The sequence below is a fragment of the Pseudoramibacter porci genome (assembly GCF_009696145.1).
In the GTDB taxonomy this organism is placed as follows: Bacteria; Bacillota; Clostridia; order Eubacteriales; family Eubacteriaceae; genus Pseudoramibacter; species Pseudoramibacter porci.
Genome location: NZ_VUMO01000016.1, coordinates 14,176 through 33,453, shown reverse-complemented (window position 1 = coordinate 33,453; position 19,278 = coordinate 14,176). Strand labels below are relative to the sequence as shown.

The window sequence follows — 19,278 nt, the reverse complement described above, 5'->3', positions numbered from 1 at the left end:
CTTACTGAATGCATGGCCTGTTTCTATTATTGCTATTTTACCACGGTTGTATGGCAACAGGTGAAAAATGATTGCGATAATAAACAAAGCCTAGAGCGTTTGCCCTAGACTTTGTCTACAGTCTGAAGCTGCGGTGCATTCCGCAGCTTTGTTATTTAAAAATACAAATTTCCGTCAAAGTCCGAGTTCTTTGGCCACTTCCTGAATGACTTCTTTTTCGTAATAAGGACGAACGCCGTTCCGGCTCGTTTCTGTTTTTTCGTGGCCCTTGCCGGCAAAGATGACCACGTCACCTTTTTTCGCCATTTTCAGCGCTGCCGCCGTCGCTTCCCGCCGGTCGGTCACGCGAATATATTGATCCGTAATCGGCTTAACGGCTGCTTCGATATCGTCGATGATCTTGTCCGGATCCTCTGTTCTGGAATTATCGGAGGTCAGCACCGTGAAATCCGCTTTTTCCGCAGAAATTTTTCCCATTTTCGGGCGTTTCCCATGGTCGCGGTCGCCGCCGCAGCCAAAGACTGCGATGATTTTGCCGTCCGTCAGTTCACGAACCGTCGACAGGATATTGTCGAGGGCGTCCGGCGTGTGGGCGTAATCGACGATGACGTCGAAATCCAAATCCAGCGGCACGCGGTCCATCCGACCGTCAACCACCGGCGCATCCGCCAGCGCTTTCTTAATGATCTCCCAGCCGACGCCCTGTTCGCGCGCCGCGATAATCGTGCCCACCGCGTTAAAGACCATAAACCGGCCGAGCACATCGAGGAATACGCCTTCTTCTTCATCGCCGTGGCGCAGTGTAAACTGGCTGCCTTTCGTCGTGCAGTCGATCGATTCAATTTTGTAATCGGCATCGTCTGAAGTGCCGTAAGTGATGACCTTGAGATCTCGATGGCGGTGATGGATGCGGTCCACCAACTTCACGCCCCATTCGTCGTCGGTATTGATGATCGCCGCTTGGCTCGTCTGGTCAAACAGCTTAGCTTTCGCCAAGAAATAATTTTCAAATGTTTTGTGATAATCCAGATGATCCTGGGTCAAGTTGGTAAACAGCGCGTAGTCAAAATCGACGTTGACAAGACGGTCCAAATCCAGCGCCTGCGAAGAGGCTTCCATGACAAGATCCGTACAGCCGTAATCAACCGCTTTCGCAATGAAGGCCTGGGTGTCCCGAGATTCGGAAGTGGTGCGGCCTTTGTTGTCAAAAATTTCACCGTCGATTTCATCATTGATGGTGCCCATGCGCGCGCAGGTTTTCCCGGCTTCCGTTAAAATCCGTGTGAGAAAATACGTCGAGCTGGTTTTCCCGTTGGTGCCGGTGATGGCCGAAATCGTTAATTTGGACGACGGGTGATCGAAAAAGCGGCTTGCGATAATCCCGAGCATCTTCCGCGTATCCGTAACTTTGATGTAAGTGACGTCGTCATGATATTGGGCCAGATCGGCCTGGTGCACGATCACGGCCGCCCCCTTTTCAATGGCTGACTCGATATATTGATGGCCGTCGGCTGCAAAACCGAAAATCGCAACAAACAGCGCGTTTTTCCGTACCTGTCTCGAATCGTAAACCACATCTGAAATGTCCGCCGTCAATTCGCCGTTTTTAATTTCAATGATGTCTTCATCTGTTAATAAATCGTGATAATTCATTGTGCTTCCCTTCGCTCTCTTATATTCATCCGTAGCTTGTCGCTGTCTATCATTATACAACATTTCAGCCCGGCTCGTCCATTGGCAAACAGCGATTTAAAAGTGCGAGGCACGCGTGCTCGCATTGATCTATCGTAAAAGTCCGCTCCTGCTCATTTTTGAGGTAATGAAAATACGACTCGGAGCGCGCCATCGTCACCATCTCCGACCGCCTGACAAGCTGCTTGAAAATCCCACCAGCGGTGTCAAAGGACGGTTTCGGAAAATAATCCAGATCGATGTCCAAAATGATTGGCGCATCTTTCAAAATAGACAGATCAAAACCGCAGGCCTGAAACATCTGATCGGACAGGTCGCCAAAATGAGCCTCCGGCACCAAATAATGGGTGCCCGATGCGTAATGATGGGCCGCCATACAATTGATCATATGGTAATCCGACAAAATCCCCAGATCCATCGCCGTGTTGATCTGCTCGTCGTTATTCATTTTTGGCATCTGCGCCGCCACCGATTCAAAATCGCAGGCATCCATCTGTGCGAGAAGCTTTGTCTGGACGCGCTGCTGTTCGGCCATAACCGCCTCTTCATCCAATGGGTCGGTCACTTTGGCGAGAGCCTTTTGGTAACTGTAAAGCCAAAACGCCGGGTCTGTGTCCGGATGGAAATCGATGCTGACCAACACAGCCGGCGTCTTCGTCCGTTCAAACCACTTCAGCCAGCACAGCAGCGAGTACTGATGGTTGTCGACGACGCAAGCCGTCTTGCTCCCGCTGCCTTGGCCGAGGGACGCGAAACGCACGTGTTCGTTTTTTATCCACTGGTTCATGGGAGGGAAATTCCTTCCCGCAACGCGTACGCTCTCAGACAATCGGTCATGTCCTGGGCGCTTTGACAGGTGAAAATACGTTGGCGCAGCCGTGCCGAATCCGGCATCCCCTTGGTGTAGGCGACCAGCTGTTTGCGCATCTCGACCATTGGCCCCGTCTGGTCGGCATATTCTTCGACCAGTTGAACGTGTGTGATGGCCATGTTCAAAATTTCGCCCGCTGACGGCAATGGACCATCCTTTCCAGCCAGTCGCGCTTTGATCCGCTCGAAGATAAAGGGCCGGCCCACCGCAGCGCGGCCGACCATGAGGCCGTCGGCGTGGGTCACCTCGAGACAACGCATTGCCGCCTCAGGCGAGTCGATGTCGCCGTTAGCCACAACTGGGATCTCGACCAGGGTTTTTGCCCTCGCGATCGCCTCCCAGTCGGCCTTGCCCGAATAAAAAGCCGCCCGGGTCCGCCCGTGGACGACAGACATCGCCGCGCCGGCGTCTTCCACTCGGCGGATGGCCTCGTCAATCACGATGTGGGCGTCGTCCCAACCGAGACGAAGCTTGACCCGCACCGGTTTATCCGAGACCTTCACCATCGCAGAGACAATGCGCTCCAAAAGCGGCAAGTCGTTTAACAGTGCTGAACCGTCGCCGTTTTTGACAATTTTCGGCGCTGGACAACCCGCATTGAAATCAAGGAAGTCGAAATCCAACGGGTTGATGTCACGCGCTACCGTCTCAGCGATAATCTCCGGGTCGCTGCCGAAAATCTGAACGCCGACCGGGCGTTCCTCGGGCATCGTCGCCATCAATTGGGCAGTTTTCTTATCCCGGTAATACAGCCCCTTCGCCGAAACCATCTCGGTGGTCACGCGGTCCGCGCCGTATTTTTTTGCCATTAAACGAAAAGGCAGGTTGGTATAACCTGCCATAGGTGCCAGCTCCACCGGCACGATTTTATGATTTTGTTCGTTCATTCACTTTCGCCTTCGTGATGCAAGATTTTTATCATGAATGATTTTTAGTCCTTTGAGGGTCAGCTTCGGATCGAAAATGTCGATGCTGTCCACCTCGTCGAGAAACATTCGGCCGTAACCGCCGGTCGCGACCACTTTGACAGACTCTCCAATTTTTTCGCACATTTTATCGATGATATACGAAACCTGACCAATATAGCCGTAAACCAATCCGGCCTGCATATTGGTTTCCGTATCCTTGGCCATGATGGTCTCAGGCTTTCGAATGGCGATGCTCGGTAATTTCGCCGCGTTGGCAAACAACGCGTTGGCAGAAATCTGAATCCCCGGCGTCATGACGCCGGCAACCAACGCACCGTTTTCATTGACGTAATCGTAAGTGGTCGCTGTCCCAAAATCCAGCACCAAAACCGGTCCGCCGTAAAGATTATACGCTGCGACGGCATCGACAATGCGGTCCGCGCCGACTTCTGTCGGGTCGTTCATCAATATGGGCATCCCCGTCTTAATCCCCGGGCCGACTTCCAGCGGCGTGCGGCCAAAAACTTTTTTCATCCCGTTGATCATCGAGTGCATGACATCCGGTACAACAGAGGCGACAATGATCGATTCCACTGCTTTGGGATCCAATTCGTCTGTCTGGAAGAACCCTTTGAATGTCACTGCGAATTCATCGGAAGTCCGGGGCGTCTTCGTCATAAAGCGCCATGACGTGATCAGTTCGTCACCTTCAAAGGCGCCGACTTCCGTATTTGTGTTTCCTACATCTATTACTAAAATCATTTTGACTTATTCCGAAGAAATTGCTCAGCTTTCTTTCTTTTTCGCTACCTTTTCCATAAAGCGCTTTTTATCAACAATAAAGCGGACGTGTTCGCCTTCGGCGATTTTCTGAACCGTATCCCAGGCTTCGGTCGAGAAAGTCAGCTTCCGGCCGTCGATTTTTTCCAGCCGGACGTTGACGCGCACCTTAAGCCCTACCGGCGTCGGTGCAATATGCGCCGTAGTGATGCTGCCGCCAACTGTCGTCTGGTCATCTTTCAGCCACAAATCGACCATCTCGTAGGCGACATTTTCGATCCACGCCGATAAAACCGGCGTCGCTAAAACGTCGAGGCCGCCGCTGCCGACAACCCGTGCTGTCTGATCGCGCGAAACGAGGTAATCCTTTTTCATTTCCATGCCTGCACGCAGGCCGCCGTTTTCATTTTGTCCTTCAGTCATGATCGTTCCCCCTTTTCCCTTATTCTTCTGTCTGATCCGTTTCTGATGTGTCGGATGGTGCATCGGTTTGGGACGCGTCCTCAGCCGTTTCTTCATTGGTTTCTGATTGCACATCCGATTCTGTCACCGCGGCTTTGGCGTCTGATGCCGCCTGCGGTTGTGTCTTTTCGCTGACCGGCGCATCTTCCATCCCTTGCTGCGTGGGCTGGATTGAACCCTCTGTTTTAACATCGGGTGCGGACCCTTCGTCTGCATTCGCATCGCCATTTTGAGGTTCTGTCTCTGGTTGGCCAGGCGAATCAGAGACTTCCTTCTTCGCACTGCCATTTTCGTAGATATCGGCAAATTCATCGCCGGTCAACGTGTTGACCTTCAGCAGCGTCTCGGCAACATCAACCAGCGTATCGTATTTTTTCGTCAAGATCGAGCAGGCTTGTTCGTACGCCGTCTCGACAATATTGCGGATTTCCCTGTCGATGACAGACGCGACTTCTTCACTGTAGTTGCGGGTCCGGCCCAAATCACGGCCGAGGAAAACCTCTCCGCCATCGTTGTTGCCGAATGTCATCGGACCGAGATGCTCGCTCATGCCCCATTCAGTCACCATTTTCCGGGCGATGTCCGTCGCCCGCTCGATATCGTTGGACGCACCGGTGCAGATATCGTCGAGGGCCACCTTTTCCGCCGCGCGCCCACCTAAAAACCCGGCGATCTTGTCCATCAGCTTGCCCTTCGACATGTGCTGGCTGTCATCAGTCGGCAGCGAAATCGTGTAGCCGGCGGCCATGCCCCTCGGAATAATCGAAATTTCGTGGACATCTTCTCCGTTGTGGAGATAACGCATGACAATCGCGTGCCCGGCTTCGTGGTAAGCGGTAATTTTCTGATCCCCTTCGTCGACCACGCGGCTCTTCTTTTCTGGACCGGCGATGACGCGCTTGATCGCTTCTTCAAGCTCTGACATCGTGATGACGCTCATCTTTTTACGGGCTGCCAGAAGCGCAGCTTCGTTCATCAGGTTTTCGAGATCCGCGCCTGTGAATCCCGGCGTTCCCTTAGCGATGACTTTCAAATCAATGGACGCATCCAGCGGTTTGTTGCGCCGGTATATTTTCAGGATTTCTTCGCGGCCCTTCACATCCGGACGGCCAACGGTAATCTGTCTGTCGAAGCGGCCAGGTCGAAGCAGCGCCGGATCGAGAATATCCGGGCGGTTCGTCGCAGCGACAACAATAATGCCTTCATTTGCGCTGAAGCCATCCATTTCAACCAGCAGCTGGTTGAGGGTCTGTTCCCGTTCATCGTGTCCGCCGCCGAGACCGGCGCCGCGGTGCCGACCGACTGCGTCGATTTCGTCAATAAATATAATACACGGCGCATTTTTCTTGGCCGTTTCAAACAAATCGCGCACACGGGACGCCCCGACCCCGACGAACATTTCGACAAAGTCGGAACCTGAAATGATAAAGAACGGCACGCCCGCTTCGCCGGCAACCGCACGGGCGAGCAGCGTCTTGCCTGTTCCCGGAGGGCCCACGAGCAAAACCCCTTTGGGCACTCTTGCACCCATTTCTGTGTATCGTTTCGGCGATTTCAGGAAATCGACAATTTCTTCTAATTCTTCCTTTTCCTCATCCGCCCCGGCAACGTCGTCAAAGGTTACCTTTTTGTCGTTAGGCGACTGCATTCTGGCCCGGCTTTTTCCAAAGCTCATGACCTTTCCGCCGCCACCAGACTGCTGAGACAGCATGACGAAAAACAGGATCATCATCACGACCAAAATGACCGAAGGAATCAACGAGACGATCCAGCTTTGATTCTGGGCGATTTCAACCTTCAGTTTCGGATTTTTTATAATCGCGTTGCTGACGATCTGATCTATGGTGTATTCCGGCACAACCGTTTCAAAACTCTTGCCACCAGTCGTTTTACCTGTCGCTTTTGAACCGTTGATCCGAATCGAAGCGACCTTGTTTTGATTCAAGTTCGTCACAAGATCCGAATAGGTCCAGCGTTTCATTTCAGAACGCGATGGATTTAAAAAAGTAACGGCCAATATGATGATCACAAGGACCAGCAGATAAAAGCCGATCATGCGCATGTATTTTTTCAATCACTTTCTCCTTTCCCTGAAAACAGTTTTTTATTGATAAACCTCTTCTTTTAAGACGCCAATGTATTTTAAATTTCGGAAACGCTGGTTATAATCCAGGCCGTATCCCACGACAAATTCGTCCGGAACGATAAATCCCGAATAATCGACGTCGATATCGACGACGCGGCGGTCCGGCTTGTCAAGCAGCGTCACGATGTGCAGGCTGTTCACCTCTTTTTCCAAAAGAGTCGCCTTCAGCGCAGAGAGGGTCCGGCCAGAGTCGACGATGTCTTCAACGACCAGCACATCCTTACCTTTTACAGAAAGCATATTTTGATCAGGCAGATTCACTTTGCCAGAGCTTTCCGTGCCGTCGAAGTAGCTGGCGGCGTGCATAAACGCCACCTCCAGCGGCAGTTCGATTTCCCGGGTCAAATCCGAGAAAAAAATGTAGCTTCCTCGGAGAATGCAAATTGCAAGCAATTCTTTTCCCTGAAAATCCGCTGTGATCTGTCGGCCCATTTCCGCGTTTCGAGCTTTGAGCTGTTCTTCTGTAATCAGCACCTTTTTTATTTCATTCATCGACGATTTTCTCCAATCTTATCAGCAAACCGATATCATTTTGATCCTGTACCGTTCCAATTTCCGTATCCCGCCAGATGCCCGGGATCCACAGAATGCGCGAGCCGTCTGCCAAATAGGGCAGCGACGCACGTCTATTTTTATCAACCTTCCGGTCGATTAAAAACTTTTTCAGTTTTCGATGCCCAACGCCTTGAATTTTCAGGGTATCGCCGGGCTCCCTGCCTCTCAGCATTAAATCATGTCTTATTCTACCATAATTAACAAAAAATTCATTGATTAAATGTGCTTTCTTGTATTTTTTTTGGAAATTTTCAATCTTCAACACGGTTATCCTGTAACCGCCGACCACAGCGCGCACCTTTCCACCTGGCACAATGACAAATCGCTCGGAAAATCTTGGGGCCTTTTCTCCCGATTCGCGAAGGCGCTCGAAAATCAACTCTTTATACCGCCGCGACACCCGAACCCGATGGGGCATGTCCAAATCCCACGTGGTTTTGTCTGTCGCTAAAAGACGAATGACTGCGTCGACGTGGCGCCTCTCGACATCAATCATGGTTTTCCCCGCTTTGATCAGACAATCCTGAACGATTAAGCGCTGCATCAGTGCAGAGGCTGTTTGAAATGCGGATAAATCCAAGATCAAGCCGTGTGCCTTCGCCGTCACCCATTGATCCGTCAGTCTCGTGCGCCAAAATTCAATCTCGCTTTGATAGTCCGCCGCCATCTGCGCAAAATCCGCCAGATGGTCGACAGCCCTGGGATTGATCGCCGTCATTTGCGGCAGAATCTCCTGCCGGATGCTGTTTCGTGTAAAACGGGTGTCAAAATTAGTCGCGTCCGTACGAAAGGCAATGTGAAGCGCCTCGCAATACGAAGTAATCGCCTCTTTTTTCACACACAAAAAAGGCCGAGCAACGATGCCGGAGACCGGTTGGATCCCGGCCGCGCCGGCCACTCCGGTCCCGCGGATCAGCCGCATCATCACCGTCTCGGCCTGATCATTCATGTGGTGGGCCAAAACCAGACGGCTGCAGTGATAAGCCGTCATAAGTTTCTCGAAAATGCGCCTGCGGGCCTGACGCCCGGCCAGCTCAAGACTGATTTTTTTTTGCGCTGCTTCCCGGGGAACATCTACCTTTACGATCTGGCAGACGATGCCCTCGCGCTCACAGAAATCGCGGACCAGTGCCGCGTCGGCGTCGGCCGCCTCCCCGCGGATGCCGTGGTGAACGTGAACGACGACCACCCGGCCTGAGTGCCGCCGTTTCAGATAAGTGAGCAGCCCCATTGAATCTGCTCCGCCCGAAACGCCGACTAACAGACCGTCGGAAGCCTTAAACATTTGGTGTGTGTTTACAAAATCGTCGACGCTTTTTTCAAAGGCCTGGACGTCTAAGGAAATCGAATCTTCTTTCATTTTTTCTTCTGATTGATTTTTTGTTTCATTTTGCAATTTTTTATAAAAAAAAACCTGAAGTGAAACACTTCAGGATATTTTTAAATTGGTGACCCCTGGGAGATTCGAACTCCCGTAGCCGCCGTGAAAGGGCGGTGTCTTAACCGCTTGACCAAGGGGCCATTTTTAATGGTAGCGGCGAACGGGGTCGAACCGCTGACACTACGGGTATGAACCGTATGCTCTAGCCAACTGAGCTACGCCGCCATAAAAAATGGTTGCGGGGACAGGATTTGAACCTATGACCTCCGGGTTATGAGCCCGACGAGCTGCCAAACTGCTCCACCCCGCGACGAGGTAAAAAATATAAGTGGTGCCGGAGACCGGAATCGAACCGGTACGATCGGTTAGGATCGCAGGATTTTAAGTCCTGTGCGTCTGCCAGTTCCGCCACTCCGGCGTTCACATAAGCACCTGTTTTTCAAGGACAAGAGCTATTATAGTCTAAGCTCCTGTCCTTGTCAACTCTTTTTTATTTAATTTTTATCTTTTCGTTACAGACCGTAATGTAAAATGGCCGCGCCTTCCATGTTGTCCCGACCGCACACGGTCATTTGTTCGGCACCTGCGCTGCGCATCACCGCACTGAGAATCGTACACCCTGCCACAATGATATCCGCACGCCGCGGCGGAAGGCCTTCAATTTTTTTCCGCGCATCGAGATCGCAAGCGGCCAATTGATTTTGAATCTGGGCGACATCTTTAATCGACAGCGTGCTCATGTGAATCTTGGTTTCATCGTACGTCGTCATATGCTGGTGAATCGCCGACAGCGTCGTATTGGTGCCACCAATCCCGACAAGCTTCGTGTCCGAAGGCAGGGCATGGGATTGAAACAATACCACAGCTTGACCCTGCACGTGGGCTTCAAGATTTTGAAGGGATGATTGATGCGGCGGATCTTCTCGGATAAATTTCTCTGTATCGCGGACCGCCCCGATGTTCAAACTCTTGTCCCAGACGATTCCCGCGGCTCTGCTGCCGCTAATCAATTCCGTACTGCCTCCGCCAATATCGACAATTAAGATATTTCCGGGAAAGCACGAAGACACGCCGTAGAAACCATACCGCGCTTCCGTATCGCCGTCGACAATGTCAATCGCAAGTCCTGTTTTGCGCCGTACCGGCTCGGTTAAGTCTTTCGCATTGCCTGCGTCGCGCATGGCACTGGTCCCAAAGGCATAAATCTCAGCCACACCTTCGTCATCGGCAATCTGCTTAAATTCAACCAATGCGTCGATACTGCGCGCGATCGACGATGCTGCCAAATTGCCCGAAGCGTCGACGCCGTGCCCGAGCCGCGTCGTACGCAGAAATTTTTTAACGTTGCAAAAAGGTTGGGCCTTTCCGCCGTGATCAAACACCATCATCCGAATTGAATTGCTGCCGATATCGATCACACCCAAGCGCTTATTTGTCTTTTCCTGTCTCACTGATCCTCCTCCGTCTCCGTATCGCTGTCTTGCGTCTCTGACGTCTGCTGGGCTTTTGCCGCCTGTTTTTTGGCCTTCTGTTGTTTTTTCTTCGCTTCGGCTTGACTATCGACCTGAATGACAATTTGCTCATTCGGATAAACCAGCCCTAAATTTTTATGGGCGATAAACTCCACGTAATGTTTGGTTTTGATCGATTTAAGCTCATTGTCCAGCCGCCTGCTCCGCTTCTTTTCTGAAACCAGCTCCTGCTGTAGCCCGCGTTTCTGAGCTTCGAGCCGGACAATCTGTGAAATCTTCGTGCCGTATAGGGCGGCAATTGCCACAGCAATGCCAACAACAACGAAAAGCCGAATACCGTTTTTCGCCAACCAGTCCGCAAAATTCGCACGCCGCTTCTTCCGATTTCGGCGTTTGCTCTTCCCAGCCATGTTACGATTCAATCACTGAATACAGATTTTCAGCGTCTTCCTTTCGAACGTGTTCCGGCGTCGCAAGCACTTTGACCTTTTGGGTTGACCCACCCATTGAAAGGGTGATAATATCGCCTTCCTTGATTTGTGTGCCGGCCTTGGCAACCTGGCCGTTCACGGCGATGCGCCCGCTGTCGCAGGCCGCTTTACTGACCGTACGCCGCTTAATCAGGCGCGAATTTTTCAAAAATTTATCGATTCGCATTTTTCCTCCTAAAAAATAAAAGCCGGAGCATTTCCGGCTTTTCCCATGTTCACTTAGTTCAATGCATCTTTAAATGCTTTACCTGCCTTGAAGGCCGGAGCATTTGAAGCCTTAATTTCAATTGGTTCTTTTGTTCTCGGATTGAGACCCTGTCTTGCTGCTCTGTGGCGGACATCAAAAGTACCAAATCCGACTAAAGAAACTTTGTCGCCTTTCTGTAACGCTTCGACGATGCTTTCAGTAAAAGCAGACAGTGCTTTTTCAGATTCCTTTTTGGATAAACCTGACTTTTCTGAAATTGATGCAACTAACTGTGTTTTATTCATTGAGTTCCTCCATGGATTTCTATTCAAATATTTCTTTACTATTATACGCGCGAACCCCTAAAAAAGACAAGCAATTTCTGTGCTGAAATGAGAAAAATTAATGATTTGCGTCCAATTTCTGCGCATCGATCATCTGAGTGTTGTATTCTTTAAGCAATAACTCAGGCTGAAAACCGTTTAACCGCGCCAAATCAGCGGACGCCGCCAGAATCTTCTGAAGGGCTTCAGCTTTTTCCTTCTGCCCTTCTTGCGTCTCCAGCGTATCAGCCGCCGTACGGATCTGTGCCAAATCAAAGGACACATCCGTTTCGCGGCCGCCGCTTTTCGCAAGCTTCTTCTGGATTTTTTCTGAAGCCATCAGTGCCGGAAAATCTTTCGGAATTCGGTGCAGCTCGTCAGCCAAAGATGTGGTGTGTTTTTCCTTTGCTTTGAGTTTTTCCCAGTCCACCTCTTCCGGCGTGCTGTCGCCAAAAACGTGGGGATGTCGGTATATCATTTTGGTATTGATACCCTGAATGACGTCTGCCATCGTAAAATCGCCGTCTTCCTCACCGATCTGTGCGTGAAAGATAATCTGAAACAGCAAATCGCCCAGCTCCTCAACCAGATTTTCGATATTCTGCTGATCGATGGCATCAATGACCTCGTAAGTCTCTTCTAATAAATAGCGCTTGAGCGAGCTGTGGGTCTGTCTTTTATCCCACGGGCAACCGTCTTCTGACCGCAACGCTGCCATCACTGCGCGCAGTGTCGACAGCTCCCGGAAATCTAAAGCGAGACAGTCTTTCGGATTTTTCATCGGCTGAACACCCTTTTCCGCAAACCGACAATGCGGTGATAAATCGGCATCAGTTTGTTTTTCCCAGGCATGACATCCATTTCTTCGTCAGATAAGACGCCTGTGAACACGATCATAAAGCTATAAACCAATACAGCTGCAACGAAAGCCAGCAGTATCGAAAGCACGTTGCCAATATGCGGGAAAAGCCCATTGTAGACGGCCGCCGTTGCCAGCCCCATGACGGCTGCCGATACAATCGGCTTCAACACCGACTGGCGCCAATGAATGCGCACACCGGTAAATTTCTTGACACAGGCGTAATTGGCCACCGTCAAATAGATGAACGTCAGCATATAGTCGATCCCCATCCCGTAAATGTTGATCGCTGGAATAGCCATAGTGATCCACCCCGTCACCGTGAACACAATGATGCCAAGGCTCAGGGTCACCAGTGGCACGCGAAACCGGTCAATGGATTGGAGAATGCTCTGGAACGTGTTCGAGAGCATCATGAACATCGTCGCGTAAGCGAAAACCTGGAGCATGCCCGGTCCGTATTTGGACCCCGGGAAGAGCAGTCTGAAAATAGCGGTCGACAAAACAGACATGCCGACACAAAACGGCAGTCCAGCCAGAATAATGATGCGGATCGCCAAATCGATCTTGTGATTCATCAATTTCTTTTCGCGCAGCGCAAAGGATTCCGATATGGCCGGAATCATGGCCACCGCGAGGTTAGAGGAAATCACAAGGGGGACGTTCACCAACGTATCTACGTTGGTAAAATCGCCGAACATTTCCGTTGCGGTGTGCGCGGAAATGCCCGCAACGCTGAGCCGGCCAACGTAGATGAAAGAATTAATCGTCGCAAATAACGAGACGATCACCGACGTCAGTGTGACCGGGATCGCAATAATGATAAGGCGTTTCAAAATACTCTGCCAGCGTCTTGGCCGTTTTCGCGTCGTCGTTCTGAGCTTTTTTCGGTACGTGGACATAAAAATCCAGAAGACATAAGCCAGGAAAAGCGCCGCGATAATCCCGCCGGCTGTCGCGCCAAAAACCGCGCCGCCGACGCTTTTGCCGACACTGCGCATCGCCCCTTGCATAAAATACCAGCACAGGAAAATGCCGAGGGCAACTCTGACAATTTGTTCGAGAATTTGAGAGACGGCCGTCGGCGTCATGATTTGAAAGCCTTGAAAAAAGCCTCTAAAGGATGAGCAAACCGAGATGATAAAAGGCGCCGGCGCAATGGCGATGATCGCCGCGTAGCTTTCCTTCGGCCAATGAGCCAAGCGGATAATAGCGTGAGCGCCAAATCCCAAAATCATGCTGGAAACCGCGCCTAATACCAAAAGTGCTGCCGTCGACACTTTAAACACGTCTTTCGCACCGCGGTAGTCGCCAACCGCTGTGCTTTCTGAAACCATCTTGGAGATCGCGACAGGGATTCCGACCGTCGACACCATCAAGAGCATGTTGTAAATATTGGTCACATTGCCGTAAATGCCGTTGCCGAAACTGCCGACAATTCGATATAAAGGAACCTTAAAAAACAAACCAAGCAGCCGAGATAAAAAACCGGCTGCGGTTAAAATAGTGGCACCCTTTAAGTAACTACTTGCTTTTTTACTCACGTTAATCCTCTGAACCACTTCAATTATCTAATGCGCTTTTCGTAAGTCTTAACCTTGAATGTCTTCTTCAATTTGTCCGCATACAATTCTGAAGCGGACTGAATCGGATTGTCCATACGCAAACGGGTAGCCTTGTTAAATTTTTTCGAAAGTTTCTGATATTCCGGCTTGCCCTTTTCTTTTTGAACTGCCTTCTTCAGTGCCGCCTTGTGATTTTTCCAACTGTCTTTGCTGCCGGAGCTCTTGTCGTAGACGTAAATCACGTGATAGCCATACGAGGTCTGAATCGGGCCGACAACTGAGTTTTTGTTTGCGCTGAATGCTGCCTTTGAAAAGTTTTCCACCATGTCGCTGCTTTTAAACGCACCCAAATCTTTCGCTTCTTCGACCTTGTCGTTGTCCTTGTATTCGTCCATGATCTTTTCAAAAGCGCGCTTGGATCTGACGTTTTTGGCCTTTTGATAAATTTCCTGGGCCAGTTTTTTATTGGTCGTCAGAATGTGGCAGGCTGAAACCGTGCTCGGACTGTAGGTGTCCTTGTGATCGTTGTAGTAATCTTCCATCGCTTTGTCTGTCACTTTGACACCGCTGTATATTTTATCCTGAACGGCTTTTTTTGCTGCCGCAGCTTTCGCGCTCTTCCGCTGTTCTTTCTTGTAGGCGTCGAGATTGAAGCCTTCAAAATTTTCGGCAAGGTAGCTTTTAAGCACACTGTCCGACTGGAAGAATTGCCGGGTGTACGACGTCAGCGCGTCGTTCTGCTTGTCGATCGCAGCCTTTGTGATTTTGATGTCGTGTTTCTTGCAGTAGGCGATCCACTTGCCTTCGGTGTTGATCGCCTTGAAAGCCTTGCGGCCCAGCTGTTTCTGGGTCGCGCTGTCAGCGGACGGCGCCTGGCCGGAGCTCGCGTAAGCCGACAGCGTCTGTTGAATCATCTGATAATAATACTCGCTGTGGGATACCTTCTTGCCCTCTACAGTGCCGACCGCTGTGTTTAAGAACGCGTCCGGATTTTTTGAAAGCTTCTTGTCGTATTGAGCGACGGCCTTCTGTGCGTAGGCCGTGGTCACTGCGTTGTCTTCCATAAAAGCTGCGAAGGATTTGTCTGTGGTCAGGTAAGTGTCGAGCAAGCCGCTGTATTTTTTACCTGCTTCCTTTTTCAGCGACTTGTAGGCCTTCTGACCGGCTTTGCGCTGCGCCGCTTCGTCAACTTTCTGCTTATCCTTTTTTGCCTTTGCTGCGAAAATTTCGGTCTGGATCAGCTGATCGTAAGTGTCCTGCTTCAATGTCTTGAGGTCTGAACCGGTCGGCATGGACTGGCCATTAACCGAATAGGTCAGCGCCATGTAAGCCATGGTGTTGTTAAAGACATCCTTTTTAATCTTTTTTCCGTTAATTTCAGCAATGACTTGTGCTCTGTCCCTGACGCCGTTGACCTTCACCAATGCGCACCCAGACGTCCAGAGGCCAATCATGGCGACACAGAGGAGCAGCGCCGCTGCCTTCAGCCATTTCTTTCCCATATCTCGTCTTTTCAAAACGTTCTCCTTTGTCCATTCAAAATTATGGTGTAATCATATCACATTTAGGCTGGATCATTCCACATTTTAAGAAATTTGATGACCGTTTGGCATCGCGTTCTGGCATTCTGCCCGCGAACGCCGATGGACCAGACGTTGTCCCGGCGGGGATCGCCCTTAAATTTAATGTCAAAATGGTCAAACAGCTTCTGAATCACAGCGCCGTCCGGCATATCGATCGCCGCATGTTCGTCGAAGAAAAACAGAATTTTGTCGCCTCTTTCCCGAATCTCGGTCATTGGATGGGCGCTGGCCAGACTGCTCATCAAAGACAGCGTTAAAAGATTGCGCACGGATTGCGGCATTTTTCCGAAGCGGTCAGTCAATTCGTCCTCGACCAACCGCGCGTCCTCTTCGTCGGAAATGGTTGCGATTTTTTTGTACACGTCGTATTTGACGATTTCGCTTGCGATATATTTTTCTGGTATAAAGGCGTCGACATTCATCGCGATTTTCACCGGCGCCGCTTCCTTGTGCGCCACAGGTTCGCCCATGTGCTCAGCCACGGTTTCTTCCAGAATTCTGCAGTACATTTCGTAACCGATATTGAACATGTGGCCGGACTGCGCCGCTCCGAGAATATTGCCGGCGCCCCGAATTTCAAGATCCCGCATCGCGATTTTAAATCCCGACCCGAAAGCCGTGAAGTCCTTAATCGCTTTGAGTCGCTTCTGCGCCACCTCGGAGAGCACCTGCCTGTCGTACAAAATGTAGCAATACGACTGGCGGTTGGAGCGGCCGACGCGCCCTCTGAGCTGATACAGCTGAGACAGCCCCATCTTATCGCCGTCGTCGACGATCATCGTGTTCGCGTTTTTGATATCGAGCCCGGATTCCACAATCGCCGTGGTAACCAGCACGTCGTACTCCCTCTCGAGAAAACGGCTCATAATCGTCTCAATCATTTCCGGTGCCATGCGCCCGTGGGCCACGACAATCCGCGCGTTGGGCACCATCTTCCCGATCTGGGCTGCCGTTTCCTGGATATCTTTGATCCGATTGTGGACAAAGAAAACCTGCCCGCCGCGGCCGAGCTCCTGCTCAATCGCATCGGCAAGCACCACTGGATTTTTCCGAAGCACGTAGGTGCGCACCGGCCGCCTTCCCGCGGGCGGCTCTGAGAGAATACTCATGTCCCGGATGCCGGACATCGACATGTGCAGCGTTCTCGGAATCGGCGTTGCCGACAGAGTCAACGTATCGACGTTCTCCTTGAAATTTTTGAGCTTCTCCTTGGATTTGACGCCGAAGCGCTGCTCCTCATCGACGACGAGCAGGCCTAAGTCCTTAAAGGAAATATCCTTTGAGAGCAGCCGGTGCGTGCCGACGATCAGATCGATCCGCCCCGCCGCTAAGTCTTTCACGATTTGTTTCTGCTGCTTCGGCGTTCTGAAGCGGCTGAGCACCTCGACCGTTATCGGGAAGTCCTTGAAGCGTTCCACCATCGTCTGATAATGCTGCTGCGCCAAAATTGTCGTCGGCGCGAGGAAGGCCACCTGCTTGTTGTCTATGATCGCCTTAAAAGCAGCACGCAGGGCCACTTCGGTTTTGCCGTAGCCCACATCGCCGCAGAGCAGCCGGTCCATCGGCACCGGCTTTTCCATATCGCCCTTGATTTCTTCAATACAGCGGAGCTGATCGTCGGTTTCTTCGTAAGGGAACCGGTCTTCAAATTCCTTCTGCCAAGGCGTATCCGCGCTGAAGGCAAACCCCTTTGCTTGACGTCTGGCCGCGTACAGGGCGATCAAATCGTCGGCCATTTCTTCGACCGCCTTTTTCGCTCTCGACTTTGTCCGGCTCCAATCCGGCCGGCCAAGGGTATTGACCTTTGGTTTTCGGTCCCCCCCGGTCCCGATGTAAACCTGAATGGCGTCCATTTGTTCCACCGGCAGATAAAGTTTATCGTCGCCGTGGTAAGCGATGACCATCATATCCTTCGTCGTGTCGCCAAAGGTCATTTTTTGAATGCCTTGGTACACACCGATGCCGTGAATATCGTGGACGACGTAGTCGCCGATGGACAAGCTCGTAAAAGAATCGATTTTCCGCGCGTGCTTCGTCTGGCGGCGGCGCTTTTTCTTCCTGCCTTCCTTTAAGATTTCCAGCTGTCTTAAAAAAACGAGCCGCGCACGGGGCAGCTCAAAGCCCTCGGAAATATCCCCCTTCAGGAAAAATACGCCAGGGGTCTGGCCGTCGCTGAATTCGCCGATGTCGTACGACGCGAGGACATCGCGCATCTGCTTTTCGCCTTTTTTGTCCCGGCAGCAGATCACAACCCGATCGCCGCCTTCGATATGCCGCTTGGTGTATTCAGCAAAAACAGTCAGCCGTCCGGCAAAGCTTTCGACGCTTTTGGAATCGCAGTCGATGTCTTTATCTTTCGGGCCTTCTGAAAAGAGTCTGGCGTCAGCAGCGGGGTGCCCCTCTAAAAAGCTGCAGCAGGATCCAAAATCAAAAAATTTATCCTGTTCCTCTGGGAACATCAGTTTCTCGTCCAGAAGATTTTCAAAATCCTGGAAAGTCTTTTCGAGAAAAGTGTCGGCACTGTCCTCGCAATGTGCGCGGTCATCCCAGAACACCGCCCAATTCGATCCGAGGTACGTGCTTAAAGCGGTGCTCTCATTGTCCCCAAAAGCCTTTAACGCCTCGAAATAATCGGCTGGCGCCGTCGTGATCGCGCCAATCCGTTCCGCGTAGCCCGGATCCTGCCCGTATTGCTTGACCATTTGATTCAATAGAGCATCCTGCACCGCGACCGGCATTGCGTTTTCGTCCGCCGGCAAAATCACAGCGCGCTTGACTTCCGCCGCGCTGCGCTGGGTGCGGATATCAAAAGGGGCAATGCTCTCAATTTCGTCGTCAAAGAAATCAATGCGCAGTGCCTGATCGCCGTTCATTGGGAAACAATCGACAATTTCGCCCCGTCGGGCAAACTGACCGTGAGCCTCGACCTGATCTGCATCGACGTAGCCGAGATCAGCCAGCTGTCTGGTCAGCGTCAGCGGGTCCATTCGCTGCCCCGCCTTCACTGTCAAAATCTTCTTTTTAAAGGCAGAGGCCACCGGTATTTTCTGCATCAAGGCCTGAATCGATGTGACGACCACATCGTGGCTGCGGCCAAAAAGTAGACGATCCAACGCGGCCATGCGTTTTTCTGTGATTTCGCTGCTGTGGGCTTCTGTAAAATAATCGTGCACCGGTTTTGCTGGGAAATACAGTGTGTGTTCCGAATCCCAGCTTGCAATTTTCTGCGCCCGCTTTTCCGCATCGGTGTCTGTCGGCGCGATGTAAAGCACACGCATCTTGAGCTGATGAGCAATGAACAACGACAAAAAACCTTTCAAACCATCTTTAACGTTTGAAAGGTTGATAGACTGTCCGGATTTCAGACTTTTGATCATCGTCCGGCTTGCTTTGGTATCAAAAAAATTGTAAAGTTCCCGATTCATTTCAAATCACGCTGTTAATGCACATTCATGCGGTTCATCGTCAAGTCGACGCCGTCTTTTACGATCATCTCCGCCGCCTTCGCCGCCTGTTCGACTGCTGCTTTGATCGTCTTTTCTGCATCGCCCGACAAATTTTCGAGCACGTAGTCCGCCAAATCCCATTGCGGCGGCTGTGCGCCGACTCCGATACGGATGCGAGGAAAATCACCGCCTCCGAGGGATGCAACCACCGACTTCATGCCGTTGTGCGTGCCAGCGCCGCCTTTTTTCCGAATTCTTAAATGCCCGGGATCGAGATCGATATCGTCATAAACCACAATCAAATGGTCCAGATCGATCTTATAAAATCGCACCAGCTCGCCGACGCACCGCCCGCTCTCGTTCATATAAGTTTGCGGCTTAACGAGCATCACTTTTTCACTGCCGAGCCGCGCCGTTCCGGTCAGGCCCTGATGCTCGGATCTATCAACCGGAACCGACCATTTCTCAGCCAAGGCATCAATCGTCATAAAGCCCACGTTATGCCGGGTATTGGCATAACGTGGGCCTGGATTTCCGAGTCCTGCAATGATGTACAT

General features: G+C 51.3%; 17 protein-coding genes and 4 tRNA genes. All 21 read right to left on the bottom strand.

The window, feature by feature from the left end; all coding sequences use genetic code 11:
* Window positions 1–174 precede the first annotated feature (174 nt).
* Window positions 175–1,653: a UDP-N-acetylmuramoyl-L-alanyl-D-glutamate--2,6-diaminopimelate ligase gene (locus FYJ52_RS09400; RefSeq protein WP_205960825.1), complete on the bottom strand. Its 1,479-nt coding sequence runs from the start codon at window positions 1,651–1,653 to the stop codon at window positions 175–177.
* Window positions 1,654–1,717: 64 nt separating this feature from the next.
* Window positions 1,718–2,479, bottom strand: a complete 762-nt coding sequence (locus FYJ52_RS09395) for a UPF0489 family protein (RefSeq protein WP_154576962.1) — start codon at window positions 2,477–2,479, stop codon at window positions 1,718–1,720.
* Entirely contained in the window at window positions 2,476–3,450 is a 975-nt protein-coding gene (dusB, locus tag FYJ52_RS09390; RefSeq protein WP_154576961.1) for a tRNA dihydrouridine synthase DusB, read from the bottom strand. The genes FYJ52_RS09395 and dusB overlap by 4 nt, the downstream gene beginning before the upstream one ends.
* Complete coding sequence (locus FYJ52_RS09385; RefSeq protein WP_154576960.1) at window positions 3,451–4,233, bottom strand: type III pantothenate kinase; 783 nt, start codon at window positions 4,231–4,233, stop codon at window positions 3,451–3,453. It lies immediately after the preceding gene.
* A gap of 24 nt (window positions 4,234–4,257) precedes the next feature.
* Window positions 4,258–4,674 carry a thioesterase family protein gene (locus FYJ52_RS09380; RefSeq protein ID WP_154576959.1) on the bottom strand — a complete coding sequence of 139 codons (417 nt, stop codon included), beginning with the start codon at window positions 4,672–4,674 and terminating at the stop codon, window positions 4,258–4,260.
* A 19-nt stretch (window positions 4,675–4,693) separates the two neighbouring features.
* Window positions 4,694–6,787, bottom strand: coding sequence for an ATP-dependent zinc metalloprotease FtsH (gene ftsH, locus FYJ52_RS09375; RefSeq protein WP_328598803.1), 2,094 nt, complete (start codon window positions 6,785–6,787; stop codon window positions 4,694–4,696).
* 30 nt (window positions 6,788–6,817) lie between these two features.
* A complete protein-coding gene (hpt, locus tag FYJ52_RS09370; protein ID WP_154576958.1) occupies window positions 6,818–7,351 on the bottom strand; it encodes a hypoxanthine phosphoribosyltransferase in 534 nt (177 codons plus the stop codon).
* Window positions 7,344–8,774, bottom strand: a complete 1,431-nt coding sequence (gene tilS / locus FYJ52_RS09365) for a tRNA lysidine(34) synthetase TilS (protein ID WP_154576957.1) — start codon at window positions 8,772–8,774, stop codon at window positions 7,344–7,346. Before tilS ends, hpt begins: the two co-directional genes overlap by 8 nt.
* 86 nt (window positions 8,775–8,860) lie before the next feature.
* Window positions 8,861–8,935, bottom strand: a tRNA-Glu gene (locus FYJ52_RS09360).
* 8 nt (window positions 8,936–8,943) lie between these two features.
* Window positions 8,944–9,020: transfer RNA gene (locus FYJ52_RS09355), tRNA-Met, on the bottom strand.
* Between the two features lie 8 nt (window positions 9,021–9,028).
* Window positions 9,029–9,105: transfer RNA gene (locus FYJ52_RS09350), tRNA-Met, on the bottom strand.
* Window positions 9,106–9,124: 19 nt separating this feature from the next.
* A tRNA-Leu gene (locus tag FYJ52_RS09345) sits at window positions 9,125–9,213 on the bottom strand.
* Between the two features lie 94 nt (window positions 9,214–9,307).
* Window positions 9,308–10,246 (bottom strand): Ppx/GppA phosphatase family protein, encoded by a 939-nt coding sequence (locus tag FYJ52_RS09340; protein WP_154576956.1) that lies wholly within the window; start codon window positions 10,244–10,246, stop codon window positions 9,308–9,310.
* The gene (locus FYJ52_RS09335) at window positions 10,243–10,677 is read right to left on the bottom strand and encodes an FtsB family cell division protein (protein ID WP_154576955.1); all 435 of its coding nucleotides are present in this window, start codon (window positions 10,675–10,677) and stop codon (window positions 10,243–10,245) included. Before FYJ52_RS09335 ends, FYJ52_RS09340 begins: the two co-directional genes overlap by 4 nt.
* Before the next feature lies 1 nt (window position 10,678).
* Window positions 10,679–10,924, bottom strand: coding sequence for an RNA-binding S4 domain-containing protein (locus FYJ52_RS09330; protein WP_154576954.1), 246 nt, complete (start codon window positions 10,922–10,924; stop codon window positions 10,679–10,681).
* Window positions 10,925–10,977: 53 nt separating this feature from the next.
* Window positions 10,978–11,277, bottom strand: a complete 300-nt coding sequence (locus tag FYJ52_RS09325; RefSeq protein ID WP_268892599.1) for an HU family DNA-binding protein — start codon at window positions 11,275–11,277, stop codon at window positions 10,978–10,980.
* A gap of 70 nt (window positions 11,278–11,347) precedes the next feature.
* Window positions 11,348–12,049 carry a nucleoside triphosphate pyrophosphohydrolase gene (mazG, locus tag FYJ52_RS09320; RefSeq protein WP_154576952.1) on the bottom strand — a complete coding sequence of 234 codons (702 nt, stop codon included), beginning with the start codon at window positions 12,047–12,049 and terminating at the stop codon, window positions 11,348–11,350.
* Complete coding sequence (locus FYJ52_RS09315) at window positions 12,046–13,671, bottom strand: putative polysaccharide biosynthesis protein (RefSeq protein WP_328598802.1); 1,626 nt, start codon at window positions 13,669–13,671, stop codon at window positions 12,046–12,048. The genes mazG and FYJ52_RS09315 overlap by 4 nt, the downstream gene beginning before the upstream one ends.
* Before the next feature lie 23 nt (window positions 13,672–13,694).
* On the bottom strand, window positions 13,695–15,209 hold the full coding sequence (locus FYJ52_RS09310; protein ID WP_154576951.1) for a SurA N-terminal domain-containing protein: 1,515 nt from the start codon (window positions 15,207–15,209) through the stop codon (window positions 13,695–13,697).
* Between the two features lie 47 nt (window positions 15,210–15,256).
* A complete protein-coding gene (mfd, locus tag FYJ52_RS09305) occupies window positions 15,257–18,652 on the bottom strand; it encodes a transcription-repair coupling factor (RefSeq protein WP_235901592.1) in 3,396 nt (1,131 codons plus the stop codon).
* A gap of 62 nt (window positions 18,653–18,714) precedes the next feature.
* Window positions 18,715–19,278, bottom strand: a complete 564-nt coding sequence (pth, locus tag FYJ52_RS09300) for an aminoacyl-tRNA hydrolase (RefSeq protein WP_154576949.1) — start codon at window positions 19,276–19,278, stop codon at window positions 18,715–18,717.